This window comes from Allobosea sp. CCNWLY174 (assembly GCF_037120455.1).
Lineage (GTDB): Bacteria > Pseudomonadota > Alphaproteobacteria > Rhizobiales > Beijerinckiaceae > Allobosea > Allobosea lupini.
This window is the reverse complement of record NZ_JBBBBQ010000001.1, coordinates 1,153,743-1,166,971: the sequence shown is the minus strand read 5'-3', so window position 1 is coordinate 1,166,971 and position 13,229 is coordinate 1,153,743. Positions and strand designations below refer to the sequence as shown.

The 13,229-nt window shown below is 67.7% G+C and carries 13 protein-coding genes; 5 read left to right on the top strand and 8 right to left on the bottom strand.

Annotated features, from left to right (window positions below):
• Window positions 1-15: 15 nt before the first annotated feature.
• The 4 genes from V7S63_RS05650 to solA all read right to left on the bottom strand — a co-directional run bounded on the left by V7S63_RS05650 (window position 16) and on the right by solA (window position 4,019).
• Window positions 16-615, bottom strand: coding sequence for a TRAP transporter small permease subunit (locus tag V7S63_RS05650; protein WP_167561550.1), 600 nt, complete (start codon window positions 613-615; stop codon window positions 16-18).
• A 109-nt stretch (window positions 616-724) separates the two neighbouring features.
• Complete coding sequence (locus V7S63_RS05645; RefSeq protein ID WP_336529490.1) at window positions 725-1,900, bottom strand: multidrug effflux MFS transporter; 1,176 nt, start codon at window positions 1,898-1,900, stop codon at window positions 725-727.
• On the bottom strand, window positions 1,897-2,799 hold the full coding sequence (locus V7S63_RS05640; protein ID WP_336529489.1) for a DMT family transporter: 903 nt from the start codon (window positions 2,797-2,799) through the stop codon (window positions 1,897-1,899). The genes V7S63_RS05645 and V7S63_RS05640 overlap by 4 nt, the downstream gene beginning before the upstream one ends.
• An 80-nt stretch (window positions 2,800-2,879) precedes the next feature.
• Window positions 2,880-4,019, bottom strand: coding sequence for an N-methyl-L-tryptophan oxidase (gene solA, locus V7S63_RS05635; RefSeq protein ID WP_336529488.1), 1,140 nt, complete (start codon window positions 4,017-4,019; stop codon window positions 2,880-2,882).
• 229 nt (window positions 4,020-4,248) lie between these two features.
• Between solA and V7S63_RS05630 the strand changes: the two genes are divergently transcribed.
• Window positions 4,249-6,009 (top strand): methyl-accepting chemotaxis protein, encoded by a 1,761-nt coding sequence (locus V7S63_RS05630; RefSeq protein WP_336529487.1) that lies wholly within the window; start codon window positions 4,249-4,251, stop codon window positions 6,007-6,009.
• On the opposite strand, the gene V7S63_RS05625 is transcribed toward V7S63_RS05630, so the two are convergent.
• Genes V7S63_RS05625 through V7S63_RS05615 form a run of 3 tightly spaced genes read right to left on the bottom strand, consistent with a single transcriptional unit; the run spans window position 5,994 to window position 9,228 of the window.
• Window positions 5,994-7,013: a Gfo/Idh/MocA family protein gene (locus V7S63_RS05625; protein WP_336529486.1), complete on the bottom strand. Its 1,020-nt coding sequence runs from the start codon at window positions 7,011-7,013 to the stop codon at window positions 5,994-5,996. The two genes, V7S63_RS05630 and V7S63_RS05625, sit on opposite strands and share 16 nt — an antisense overlap.
• Window positions 7,010-8,032, bottom strand: a complete 1,023-nt coding sequence (locus tag V7S63_RS05620) for a Gfo/Idh/MocA family protein (RefSeq protein WP_336529485.1) — start codon at window positions 8,030-8,032, stop codon at window positions 7,010-7,012. Before V7S63_RS05620 ends, V7S63_RS05625 begins: the two co-directional genes overlap by 4 nt.
• Window positions 8,033-8,046: 14 nt before the next feature.
• The gene (locus tag V7S63_RS05615; RefSeq protein WP_100965271.1) at window positions 8,047-9,228 is read right to left on the bottom strand and encodes an ABC transporter substrate-binding protein; all 1,182 of its coding nucleotides are present in this window, start codon (window positions 9,226-9,228) and stop codon (window positions 8,047-8,049) included.
• A 225-nt stretch (window positions 9,229-9,453) separates the two neighbouring features.
• On the opposite strand from V7S63_RS05615, the gene V7S63_RS05610 reads away from it, so the two are divergent.
• From V7S63_RS05610 to V7S63_RS05595, 4 genes are read left to right on the top strand one after another with little or no spacing between them, the layout of a single operon-like run.
• A complete protein-coding gene (locus V7S63_RS05610; RefSeq protein WP_100965270.1) occupies window positions 9,454-10,092 on the top strand; it encodes a lysophospholipid acyltransferase family protein in 639 nt (212 codons plus the stop codon).
• Window positions 10,089-11,039, top strand: a complete 951-nt coding sequence (locus V7S63_RS05605) for a phosphatidate cytidylyltransferase (RefSeq protein ID WP_336529484.1) — start codon at window positions 10,089-10,091, stop codon at window positions 11,037-11,039. Before V7S63_RS05610 ends, V7S63_RS05605 begins: the two co-directional genes overlap by 4 nt.
• Before the next feature lie 20 nt (window positions 11,040-11,059).
• On the top strand, window positions 11,060-11,443 hold the full coding sequence (locus tag V7S63_RS05600; protein ID WP_442896427.1) for a hypothetical protein: 384 nt from the start codon (window positions 11,060-11,062) through the stop codon (window positions 11,441-11,443).
• A complete protein-coding gene (locus V7S63_RS05595; protein WP_336529482.1) occupies window positions 11,430-12,071 on the top strand; it encodes a CDP-alcohol phosphatidyltransferase family protein in 642 nt (213 codons plus the stop codon). The genes V7S63_RS05600 and V7S63_RS05595 overlap by 14 nt, the downstream gene beginning before the upstream one ends.
• Before the next feature lie 18 nt (window positions 12,072-12,089).
• Here the strand turns inward: V7S63_RS05595 and moaA are convergent, their stop codons facing one another.
• A complete protein-coding gene (gene moaA, locus V7S63_RS05590) occupies window positions 12,090-13,091 on the bottom strand; it encodes a GTP 3',8-cyclase MoaA (protein WP_336529669.1) in 1,002 nt (333 codons plus the stop codon).
• Window positions 13,092-13,229 lie beyond the last annotated feature (138 nt).

Below are 13,229 nucleotides of genomic sequence, written 5' to 3'. Positions count from 1 at the left end.
AAGCTGCGTCTGGGCTCACGGGGCGAGGCCTTCGGCCCTGGCCTGCTCGAGCAGGCGCTGGGCCTCGGCCTCGGCGGCAGCGGCATGGCCGCGCAGCGTCTCGTCGTCGTCGAGCTTCCCGCGCATGATCGCGATCTGCTTGATCACTTCCGAGATGCCCTGCAGCAGCAGCAGCACGAAGCCGACGATGACCAGTCCCTTGGCCGGCCATTGCGGCAGGCCGCCGGCCGACAGCGACTGCTCGTTGACCTGGTAGGAGCGCATGAAGAACGGGCCGGAGTGGTAGATCATCAGCGCACAGAACGGCAGCAGGAACAGGAGATGGCCGATCAGGTCGATCCATTGCTGCACGCGCTTGGGCAGCAGGTTGTTCACGATGTCGATGCGGATGTGCTCCTTCACCTGCAGCGTCCAGGCGGCGCAGAGCAGGAACACCGCGCCGAACAGCACCCATTGAAGCTCGAGCCAGGAATTCGACGAAACGTTGAACAGCTTGCGGATGATCGCATTCACGGTCGAGACGATGACCGCGAGCAGGATCAGCCATGCGACCCATTGACCGATCTTGCGGTTGAGAGTGTCGATCGCGCGACTCAAAGCGAGGGGTGCGTCCACCTCAGTCCTCCCTGACCTCGTGGATTCCGGCTGCATCATGCAGATTGTGAAGGGCGGTTATACGATTGCTACATGCCGCACAACATTGCGCCGCGCAAGGCGCTGTGGATCAGTCCTTTCGCCTACGCGGTTCCTTGCGCAACGCAAGCAAAGCGACGACGAGCATCAGCCACATCATCGCCATCAGGGCCGGCGGCCAATGCGCCACCAGCGAGCTGATCGCCACGGTCGCGAGCGCGCCCGAGCCGAGCTGGATCGCGCCGGCGAGCCCCGCCGCCGATCCGGCGAGCTCGGGCCGCGCCGAAAGCGCCGCGGCGGTCGCTCCCGGCAAGGTCAATCCGTTGCCGATGGCGCTGATGGCGAGCGGCAGGAACAGCGTCAGCGGCGTCCACCATGGCGTCAGCGCGATCGCGAAGGCGACGGTGATCGCCACGAAGGAGATGATCAGGCCGATCCAGGCCATCGTCGCCGTGCCGTGCCGGAGCACCAATCGGGACATCGCGAAATTGCCCACCATGTAGCCGAAGGCGTTGATGATGAAATAGGCGCCGTAAGTGTCGGAGCCGCGCCCCATCGTCTCGACTACGATGAAGGGCGCCGCGGCGATGAAGGCGAAGAAGGCGGCCGAGGTCATCGCCAGCGCGACGACGTTCCTGATGAAGCTGCGGTCGCGCGCCAGCTCGGGAAAGGCCCGGAAGATGCCCGTCAGCGAGGTTCGCACCCCGACATTCGGTGCCGTCTCCGGCAGGCGTATCCCGACCAGGACCAGCACGATCGCGGCCGCCGCGGCCATCGACCAGAAGATCATGCGCCAGCCGAAATTGGTCTCGATATGGCCGCCGAGATAGGGCGTGATCATCGGCGCCACGACCATGACCATGGTCACGGTCGCGATCTGCCTAGCCGCCTGGTCGCGGCCCGCCGTGTCGCGGATGATGGCGCGTGCCAGGGCGAACGTCGTGCCGGAGCCGGCGCCTTCGAGCACGCGCGCGAACAGAAGGGTGCCCGCGCTGTCCGCCAGGGCTCCGAGCACGGAGCCAACTGCGAACACGGCTGTGCCGGCGATCACGCAGGGCCGGCGTCCGTAGCGGTCGGAAAGCGGCCCGACGATCAGCTGCGTCAGTGCGACCGCGACCAGGAACAGGGTCAGCGTCAGCTGGATCGTCGCATAGCTGGTGGCGAAGTTGCGGGCGAGCGCCGGGGTCGCCGGGGCCAGCATGTTGAGGGCGATCGGCTGCAGCGTCGAGATCGCGACGAGGACGGTGAGGGTAGGCTTCGCTGTCATAGCGGTTTGTCGCCCTCGGGTTTCAGCTGCGAATCGGGGCGGGCGCGCTGGCGGTGCAGGGTGTAGAGGCCGCTGCCGACGATCAGCGCGATCCCGGCGTATGAGATGGCGTCCGGGGTCTCGCCCCAAACGAGCCAGCCGATCAGCACCGCGATCGGGACGACGGAGTAGCGATAGCCCGCGACGACGCCGACATCGGTGTTGCGGAAGGCGGTGATGACGCTGAGGCCGCCGCCTGTGACCAGGACCGCAGCGGCTGCGATATAGGCGAGCTCGATTCGCCATGGTGATTGCCAGGTTTCCAGGGCGCCCATGCCCGATGCCAACAGTCCGACGGTCACCGTCGCGGTCAGGGAAACGACGGTCGATGGCACGTCGCTGCCGACGAAGCGGGTCGTCAGATCGCGGATGGCGACGAAGCCGGCGCCGGTAAGGGCGACCAGCGCGGCTGCGTTGAAGCCGTCCGCGCTCGGACGCATCACGATCAGCACGCCGATGAAGCCGACCGTCAGCGCCAGGGCCCGGCGCCAGCCGACGGATTCGATCCGCAGCAGCACCGCCAGCAGAACGATGAGCAAAGGCGAGGCCATCACGATCGCCGTGATGTTGGCGAGGGGTAGCAAGCCCAATGCCCAGATGAAGGTCAGCGCGCACAGCGCCTCGACGCAGGCGCGCGCCAGCACCAGCGGCCTCAGCCCGAGCGGGAGCTTGCGCCAGTCGCCCATGAATACGACCAGCGCCAAACTCGCCACGACGGCGAAGATGGTGCGCAGTGCCAGCGCCTGGCCGACCGGGAAGACTTCGCGCGCGAGCTTCATCAGGGCGTCGTTGCAGCAGAAGAGCGTCATCGCCGCCAGCATGGCGATGATTCCGCGGCGGTTCTGGGCGGCGGTGGCCAAGGCGGGTCCTGTCGGGCTTCGCGCATCGTCCGCTCGGCCGATCTCGGCCAAACGGCAAGGCGTCGCGGCGGATCGACGGTTCAGGCGTCGAAGCGGGAAAGGGAGAAGGGCGAGAGATCGAAGGCGGAGCGGCCGGTGGTGGCGAGATCCGCCAGGATCTCGCCGATCGCGCTGGCGAATTTGAAGCCGTGGCCGGAGCAGGCCGAGGCGAACACCGCCTGCGGCACGCCGGGCACGGCGTCGATGACGAAGTCCTCGTCGGGCGAGACCGTGTAGACGCAGCCCTTCACCGTCAGCGGGTCGCCATTGGCGTCGGGCAGGTAGCGCGCCAGGCATTCGCGGATCAGCCTGACCTGGTTGGGGCTCGGCGTCCGGTCCGGCTCGCGCGGATCCATCGGTTCGCGCGCGAAATGCGGGCCGCCGAGCTTGAAGCCGGGATGTTCGTAGAGCGGGAAGCCGTAGAAGGTGCCTTCCTCGGCGCTGAGGATGAACACGGGAAATGCGCCTTCGCGGAACAGCTCCGGGCGGCGCGTGGTGAACCAGCCGATCGCCTGGCGCACCGTCGTCATCGAGCGCGCGAGCTGGGGCACCGCGTCCGTGATCCAACCGCCGGAGGTGATCACCAGCCGCCCGGCCGAATAGGTCGTACGCTCGGTGCGGACGGTGACGCCGCCATCGGCGGTCGGCTGCCAGTCGAGCATCGGCTCGCCGGTGCGGATATCCGCGCCTTTCGACTGCGCCAGCCCGACATGGGCGTAGATCGCCTTTTCCGAGGCGACGAAGCCGCCGCCCGGCTGCCAGAGGCCGAGATAACCATCCGGCACATGGAAGGCGGGGAAGCGGCGCATGATCTCGTCGCGGCCGAGCATGTCGTGCTCGAGATCATGGTCGAGGCAGGATTGCAGCGAGGATTCGACCGGGCCGAGGCCTTCGGGTGCAAGATCGAGCGAACCGGTGACGTGCAGCAGCTTCAGCCCGGCGGCGTCGCCGGTCTCCTGCCAGAGCTGATGGGCGCGCTTGACGATCGGCACATAATGCGAGCCCTCGAAATAGGCGAGGCGGATGATCCGCGTCAGCCCGTGCGAAGAGCCCATGGCATGGCCGAGATCGAAGCGCTCGAGGCCGAGCACCCTGAGCCCGCGCTTGGCCAGGTGCCAGCAGGCGGCAGAGCCCATCGCACCGACGCCGGCGACGATCACGTCGTAATGCGATGAACTCATCGAACATCCCTGGAGAGCCCGGCTGTGTCGCCGGTTGAAAACTGCCCGCAATCTAGGCGGGCGGGCGATGGCGGTCCATCCTGCCCGGCAGATGAGCGCATCTGCGCCGGGGGCAGGGCGGTTGCAGCTGGAAAGTGTCGGGCAAGCGCGCCACGCGCCGGTTGTCGCAGGGGTTTGTTAACCCTGTTGCCGGATGCTCGGGCTTCCTGTCTCGCCCTCGGGAATGCCTATGCTTGCTCGTTCCGTCTGGCGCCTGTTGGGCCGTGCCGGCCCCGCTGCCGCGCCGGCTGCGTTGCAGGCCGCGGCCGAGACACCGCAGCAGCCTCCCGTTCCCGCCGAAACCTCGATCAGCGAGGCGATCAACGAGCTTGAGAGCGACGTCGTCGCGGCGATGCGTCGTCTGAATGATGGGCTCGACCAGGCTGAGAACTGTTCCGAGCGTTCGGAGATCCGTTCCCGCGAGATCCGCGGCGGCATGGCGGAACTCCGCGAGGCGGCTCTGCAGGCGAGCGACAACTCCGCGGCATTGGCGACGGCGACGCTGCAGGTGTCGGAGGCGGCCGAGCGCGTCGGAGCGGCGATGTCCGGCGCCCGCGACATGCTCGACAACGCCGCCGAACGTGCCGCGGAGGCGACGGCGATGATCAACGGGCTCGCGGCTGCGACCGGCGAGATTCGCTCGATCGTCGATGCCATCGCCGAGATCGCCCGCCAGACCAATCTGCTCGCCCTCAACGCCACCATCGAGGCGGCCCGCGCCGGCGAGGCCGGCAAGGGCTTCGGCGTCGTCGCGCAGGAGGTGAAGTCGCTCTCGCTCGGCGTGCGCGAAGCGGTCGACCATATCCGCAACCAGGTCGATCGGCTGAACCAGACGGCGCAGGGCTCGGCCGCAGTGGTCACCGACGCCTTCCGTCTCGTCGGCGAGGTCAATCCGGTCATGGCGACCGTCGGCGAGGCCTCGCACGAGCAGGCGGCGGCGGCGGCGGAATTGTCGCGCAGCGCCGAGGCGACCGCCCGCTTCATCGAGACGGTGCGCGACCGCGTCGGCGAGGTCGACCGCGTTGCCCTCGCGGCCGCGCAGGAGAACATCGATGCCAGGCGGGCGCTTGCCGAAGGCGCGCGCCAGGCGGAGGGGTTGCTGGAGCGCTTCGTACCGACGCTGCGTCACACCGTCTTCGCCGACCGGCGCCAGCACGACCGTTTCCCGGCCGAGTGTCCGGTCAGGCTCGAATTCGGCGGGCGCATCGTCGCCGGGCAGACGATCGATCTTGGCTTCGGCGGCGCCCTGCTGTCGGTTGCCGATTCCGAACTGAGGCCGCGGATGCGCGGCACGATCGCGATCGAGAACGTGCCGCCCTTGCCCTGCCGGGTGATGGCACGCAGCGATCTCGGCCTCCACGTCGCCTTCGAGCGTGGTGACGAGGCTGCTCACGCGGCGCTGCATCGACGCCTCGCCGAGATCGAGGAAGGCTATCGCCCGCTGATCGAGCAGGCGCAGGAATTCGCGCATCGCGTCGCCGCTCTGCTCGAATCGGCGCTGCGCACCAGCCGCCTCAGCGAGGAGGATTTGTTCGATACCGACTATCTGCCCGTTCCGGACTCCAATCCGCGCCAGTTCGTCAACCGGGCGCTGCCAGTGCTGCAGGCGATCCTGCCGCCGTTGATGGAGCAGGCCAAGGCGAGCGATCCGCGCCTCGTGTTCACCCTGCCGATCGACCGCAACGGCTATATCCCGGTGCATCATCCCGAATATTCGCGGCCGCAGCGGCCCGGCGACCCGGATTGGGATCCGGCCTACAGCCGCGACCGCCGCATCTTCGACGATCGCGCCGGCATCACCGCGGCGCGCTCAGCACGGCCCTTCATCATCCAGTCCTACCAGCGCGACATGGGCGGTGCCGGCATCCAGCTGATGCGCGAGGTGGACGCGCCGGTGCGCGTCGCCGGCCGCCATTGGGGCGGCGTGCGCATGGCCTATCGGATGGCGTGATCAGCCCGCCCGGCCGCCAGGATCGCGTCGATCCAGCGCTGCGAGGTCAGGGCTTCCTCTCCGGTCACGACAGGATCGCGCCCAGCCTCGATCGCGTCGAGGAAGTCGGCGATCACGGCGCGATGGGCGTCGTGCGGGAAGTCCATGATGTTGGCGCCGCTGCCGGTATTGCCCTCGGCTTCGACCACCTCCGAGCGGCCGTCGAGGAAGGAGAGCTGCAAACGCCCGCCGACCAGCGCTGCATGGCCCTTGCTGCCGATGATCTCGATGCGCTCGGGATGGCCGGGATGGGCGGCAGTGGTGGTCACCAGCGTCGCCGGTGCGCCGCTGCCGGTCTCCAAGAGCGCTCCGACATAGTCCTCGGTCTCCATCCGGTGCAGCGAGGTGGTACGCACCTGCGCGGCGACGACCTTGGACACCCCGACCAGCGAGCGGAACAGGTCGAAGGAGTGGATCGCCTGCGTCAGCAGCACGCCGCCGCCATCGCGGGCCACAGTGCCGCGGCCGGGCTCGTCGTAGTAGCTTTGCGGGCGCCACCACGGCACCTGCAGCAGGCCGGCCTCCACCGTGCCGAGCTCGCCGCCGTCCAGCGCCGCCTTGAGCCGCAGGCTCGCCGGCCGGAAGCGGTGCTGCAGCACGACGCCGAAGGCCTTGCCGGCTCGGCGCGCCGCGGCGACTAGCTCCTCGCCCCGTGCGACGGTGAGTTCCAGCGGTTTCTCGACCAGCACATGCTTGCCGGCCGCCAGGCAGCGTGCCCCGACGTCCCGGTGGCTCGCCGGCGGCGTCAGCACGATCACCGCCTCGACGGCCTCGTCAGCCAGGGCCGCGTCGATGTCGGTGGTGCCGGGGAAGGGGAACTGGGCGCGATAAGCGTCGAGCCGTTCCTGCGAGCGGCTGACGACATGCCGGACATCGACCCTATCGGCCAGATCGATCAGGCTGCGCGAATGGGGCAGGGCGGCCGGGCCCAGCCCGATGACGGCGATGCCGAGCTTGCGTGTCACTTTGCCTCGGTTCCTCTGACGGGCAGGCGCACCGCCCGGTCCTGCGCATGCAGGGCGAGCCGGCAGACCGTGAACATGTGCCGCTGTGTCGCCGCGGTCTCGCTGCGGTCCGCGATGTCGGCGATCAGGTTGCGGAAATAGGTCAATGGTTCGCGCGACGCGTCGATATGGCGGGTGCCGGCCTTGTCGACCAGGAAGACATGGTCGGTCCCGGGCCGGCCGGCGATGTCGACATATTTGCGCAGCTCGATCGTCCCTTCGGTGCCGAGGATGGTGAGCCGCCCGTCGCCCCAGGTCGGCAGGCCGTCAGCGGTGAACCAGTCGACGCGGATAAAGCCGTTCGCCCGGTCGCTGCGCAGCAGAATCTCGCCGAAATCCTCGAAATCGGGCAGGTCGGCCAGGCCGAAATGGCCGGTGCCGGAGGCCGCGATCTCGGCATCGGGCGAGCCGGTGAAATGCAGGAACTGGTCGATCTGGTGCGAGGCGATGTCGGTGAGGATGCCGCCGAAGCACCGCTTGTCGAAGAACCAGTCCGGCCGGATCGACCGGTTCAGCCGGTGCGGGCCGAGGCCGACCGTCTGCACCACGCGCCCGATCGCGCCATCCGCGATCAGCTTGCCGGCGACGATGGTGGCCGGGACGATGAAGCGCTCCGAGAAGCAGACCGAGAAGATCCGCCCCGTTTCCGCGACGACGCGCTCGACCTCGGCGAGTTGCTCGAAGGTCGTCACGCCCGGCTTGTCGACCATCACGTCCTTGCCGGCCTGCATCGCCCTGACGGCGAGGCCGGCTCGTTCCGACGGGATGCCGGCGCAGACGATGAGGTCGATCGTAGCGTCGTCGAGCAATGCCTCGGCCTGCGCCTCCCGCAGTTGCGGAAAGCGCTCGTGGAAGCCGGCGAGCACGCGCGGATCGCTGGTCGCAGGATCGAAGCCGGCGCAGTCCGCGCCGGCTTCCAGAAGGCCGCCGACCATATGGTAGATATGGCGGTGGTCGAGGCCGATGGCAGCAAAGCGCATCTTACTCGCGTATCCTATTTGGGCGCGTGGCCGACGCCGATCTCCTGGTCCCAGCGCCGGAAGGCGGCGACCAGGCGCGCGGGTGTCAGTGGCGGGCGGGTCGGCAGGCTTGAGATCAGCCCGTCATATTCGGGCCGGCCGAACTCCTTCAGCACGTCCTGGCTCTCCTTCGGCGCCATCGCCAGGGTCACGCCCTTGATCGCCGGGCCGGGATAGAAATAGCCCTTGTCATAGGTCGCAGCCTGCGACTCCGGCTTCAGCAGATGCGACATCAGCGCCAGGATAACCGGGATCTTCTCCGCCGCCACGCCCTTCGGGATGCACATGAACTGGGTGTCGGGGATCCAGTGCGTGTTGGCGATGGTGAAGACCTTCGCCTCTTTCGGCACGATGCCGAGCGCGCGCGGATTGATGTCCCAGCCCAGCGTCGAGACAATGCAGTCGCGCGTCCCGTCGCCGAGCTCCTTCATCGTCGCGGCGGTGCCGGTCGGATAATAGTCGATCGCCGTGCCGAGCTCCTTGAGATAGGCCCAGGTCTTGGCCCAGCCGTTCATCGGGTCGGTCGGATCGCTGTCGCCGAGGATGTAGGGCATGCCCTGCAGGAAGGTCCAGCCGGGGCCGGAGTTGAGCGGGCGGGCATAAGTGAAGCGGTTGGGGTTCGCCTTCACATAGGCGAGGAACTCCTCGGCCGTCTTCGGCACCGTCTTGACCTTGTCGGCCATGTATTCGAACAGCGGGCCGGACGGCGAATAAACGACGGCAACGCCTTCGTTCTGGCCGAAATTGCGCTGCATCATCAGCGCCTGCTCGTGATAGATGTCCTCGGCCTTGGGCAGGCTCGCCGTATGCGACTTCCAGACGTCGACCCACAGGCCCTGCTGGATGCCGTCCGACATCGCGCCCGGCCCGGTCAGCACCATGTCGATGTCGACGCGGTTGGCGTCCTGCTGCGCCTTGAGCTTGGCCGGCAGCTCCGGCGAGGGCGCCCGCGAGAAATTCAGGCGCGAGATCAGCTTCGGATTGTCCCTGGCGAACTTCTCGATCGAAGCTTGGGTAAGCTGCAGATTGCCGGCGACGTCGATGATGTTGAGCATCACCGGGTTTGCAGGCGCGCTCTGGGCGAAGGCTCCGCCGGCGGAGAGCGCCGCGAGGCTGGAAGCGCCGGCGATCACGCCGCGCCGTGTCGGATGGGTCATTGCTACCTCCCTGTGCCGGCCTGCTTTGCTGCGGCCTTGCCGGTATACTAGTACACAAGACGCCGCCGGCAAGAGGCGACGAAAGCAGGGGGAGGGTTGCGTCGGGCGCGAGCAGCGGCGGCGGGCCTGGCAGCGGCGGCTTTCGAATGTGCCCCAGACCCCTGCAATGTCGACAGCGTTCGCGATGAACGCTACGTCATCGTCAGGCTGGCAAACGGGTGGGGAATGCGCGACATCGGAGCTGGCCTAGGTGGCGCGCTCATCCTGTTCTTCGCCCGCTTCATCACGGCGGTGCGCGGGCGCTGGGACGGTGTCGCGCCGACCGATGAGCAGCGCATCTACTTCGCCAACCATGCCAGCCATGGCGACTTCGTCCTGATCTGGACGGTGTTGCCACGCCGCATGCGCTTTTCGACCCGGCCGGTCGCCGGCAGCGACTACTGGCTGAAGAGCGGCCTGCGGCGCTTCATCGGCCGCGATGTCTTCAACGCCGTCCTGATCGACCGCGATCCAGCGACGCGAACGGCAGACCCGATCGTCCAGATGAGCGACGCGCTCGATGCTGGCTCCTCTCTCATCGTCTTCCCGGAAGGCACGCGCAACACCACCGATGCGCCGCTGCTGCCGTTCAAGAGCGGGCTGTTCCATCTGGCGCAGGCGCGCCCGAACGTGGCGCTCGTGCCGGTCTGGATCGACAATCTCAACCGCGTCATGCCGAAGGGCGAGTTCGTGCCGGTGCCGCTGGTCTGCACGGTCACCTTCGGCGCGGCGCTAACTCTTGCCGAGGCCGAGACCAAGCAGGATTTCCTGGCGAGGGCTGAGAAAGCGCTGCTCGCCTTGTCACCGAAGGCCAGCGCGCCATGACGATGCCGCATCCCGATCTCGTTGCCGTGCTGGCCGGTCTGCTCGGCGTCCTGATCGTGGCCTCCGCGATCGGCTACCTGCTGCAGCGCCGGCTGTCGCCGGACGGCTCGAATGCCGTGGTCGAGAACCTGAACGATCGCATCCGCGCCTGGTGGATCATGATCGTGCTGATGGGCCTGGCGCTGATCGGCGGTAAGGCCGGCGTGACGCTGCTCTTCGGTTTCTGCTCGTTTGCGGCGCTACGCGAATTCATCACACTGACCGACACGCGCCGTGCCGATCATTGGGCGCTGGCGGCCGGCTTCTTCGTCGTGCTGCCGGTGCAGTATTATCTGATCTGGATCGACTGGTACGGCCTCTACTCGATCTTCATCCCGGTCTACGCTTTCCTGTTGATGCCGATCATCGCCTCGCTGCGCGGCGACACCGAGCATTTCCTCGTGCGTATTGCCGAGGTGCAATGGGCGCTGATGATCTGCGTCTTCTGCATCTCGCATGTGCCGGCGCTGCTCAGCCTCGACATACCCGGATATCAGGGCCGCAACGTCCTGTTGATCGCCTTCCTCGTCATCGTCGTGCAGATGAGCGATGTGCTCCAGTATGTCTGGGGCAAGCTGCTCGGCCGCACCAAGATCGCGCCCAGGTTGTCGCCGTCGAAGACGGTCGAGGGCTTCGTCGGTGGCGCGCTCAGCGCGACGGTGGTCGGGGCGGCCCTGTCCTGGATGACCCCGTTCACGCCGCTGCAGGCAGCGTTTCTGGCGCTGGTCATCGTGCTGATGGGCTTCTTCGGCGGGCTCGTGATGTCGGCGATCAAGCGCGATCGTGGCATCAAGGACTGGGGTCATCTGATCGCCGGCCATGGCGGCTTCCTCGACCGGCTCGATTCGGTGGTGTTCTCCGCACCGATCTTCTTCCACCTCGTCCGCTATGGCTGGTCGGCGACGTGAACTCGCCGCTCGCCCGTCTGATGCGGAGCAGCATCGTCCATGTCGGCTTCGCCTTCCTCGCCATGGGCAGCTGGGCCGCCTTCGCCAACCGCGCCCATCCGATGCCGGCGCCGCTCCTCGCCGGGCTGATCCAGGGGACGCTCTCGGCGATCATCACCCTGCTGCTGAAACGGGGCATCGAATATCTCGCCAGCCGCTTCACTGGCCTGGCCGCGCTGCTGGCGCCGCCCGTCATCGCGGGGCTCGTCTCCGCGAGCCTGCTGACGCTCATCCATACGATCGGCGGCACGCCCGAGATCGCCAGGACGATCGCAGTCCCGCTGACCGTCGCGACCAGCTATGCGGCACTCTACAATCTTTCCCTGTGGCGGAGCAGGAAGGCGACGGACCATGGCGCAGAGTGACGACCGGCGGCCGCTCTCGAGCCGCGACACCGGCTGGGCCCGGGCGATTGCGCGCCGGCTGAGCGACAGCGGCATCACGCCGAACCAGATCTCGATGGCGAGCATGGCGATGGCGGCCTGCGCCGGCGCCGCCTTCTGGCTAGCGGGCGGGGCACCTTCCGGGCCGCGCATCGCGCTGCTGCTAGCCGCGGCCCTGTTCTGCCAGCTCAGGCTGCTCTGCAATCTCTTCGACGGCATGGTCGCGATAGAAGGCGGCAAGCAGTCTGCCGACGGGCCGTTCTGGAACGAATTCCCCGACCGGATCGCCGATATCCTGATCCTCGCCGGCGTCGGCTACGGGATCGGTGCCCCGGCCCTGGGCTGGGCGGCCGCAGCCTTGGCCGTGCTGACGGCCTATACCCGCGAGCTCGGCCGCAATTGCGGGCTGCCGGCCGATTTCTCCGGCCCGATGGCCAAGCAGCACCGCATGGCGATGATCACAGCGGCGGCGCTGATCTCTCTGCTGGAGCCGTTCTGGCGAGGCCAGAACGAGGTGCTGACCGTCGCGCTCTGGCTGATCGCGGTAGGCGCTGCCGTGACCACTCTCAGGCGGGCAGCGACCATCGTGCGGGCATTGCGGGCCCGCTGAGCCGGGCCTGCCTCACTCTCAGCCTCCGGTCACGCTCATATGCCGGCCAACCGCGGCGCGCGGACGGCGCCGGTCGATGACGAAGTCGTGGCCCTTAGGCTTGCGCGAGATCGCCTCTTCCATCGCTCTGTAGAGCAAAGCGTCATCGCTGGAGGCGCGGATAGGGGCGCGCAGATCGGCCGCGTCTTCCTGGCCGAGGCACATGTAGAGCGTGCCGGTGCAGGTCAGCCGCACGCGGTTGCAGCTCTCGCAGAAATTATGGGTCATCGGTGTGATGAAGCCGACGAGACCGCCGGTCTCGCGCACCCGGACATAGCGCGCCGGGCCGCCGGTCCGGTACGGATCGTCGTCGAGCGTGTAGCGGTCCATCAGCTTGGCCCGCACCATCGAGAGCGGCAGGAACTGGTCGAGCCTCGCCGGCTCGATCTCACCGAGCGGCATCACCTCGATGAGCGTCAGGTCCATGCCGAGGCCATGGGCCCACTGCATCAGCCCCTCGATCTCGTCCTCGTTGACGCCCTTCAGCGCCACCGCATTGATCTTGACGCGCAGGCCGGCGGCACGCGCCGCCTCGATGCCGGCGAGCACCTTCGACAGGTCGCCCCAGCGCGTGATCCTGCGGAACTTCTCGGGATCGAGCGTGTCCATCGAGACGTTGATGCGGCGCACGCCGCAATCGGCCAGCTCCTGCGCATAGCGGGCGAGCTGCGAGCCATTGGTGGTCACAGTGAGCTCGTCGAGCGCGCCCGAGGCGAGATGGCGCGAGAGCGAGCGGAACAGGTTCATGATGTCGCGCCGCACCAGCGGCTCGCCGCCGGTGATGCGCAGTTTGCGCGTGCCGCGCGAGACGAAGGCGCTGGCGACGCGGTCGATCTCCTCCAGCGTCAGCAGATCGCGCTTCGGCAGGAAAGCCATGTCCTCGGACATGCAGTAGACGCAGCGGAAATCGCAGCGATCCGTCACCGAGATGCGCAGATAGGAGATGTCGCGGCCGAACGGGTCGGTCAGCGGCGCACGCATCAAGGGCTTGATGGGGTCCTGCAGCACGGCGGCTGAAATCCTTGGACGGTCGCGGTCTTGCGGCGCAGTGCGCCTGCCGTTGCTCTGATATAGGAAGCGAACATCGGCGGCGGCAAGCCCGCGGTCAAGCCGGCTGAT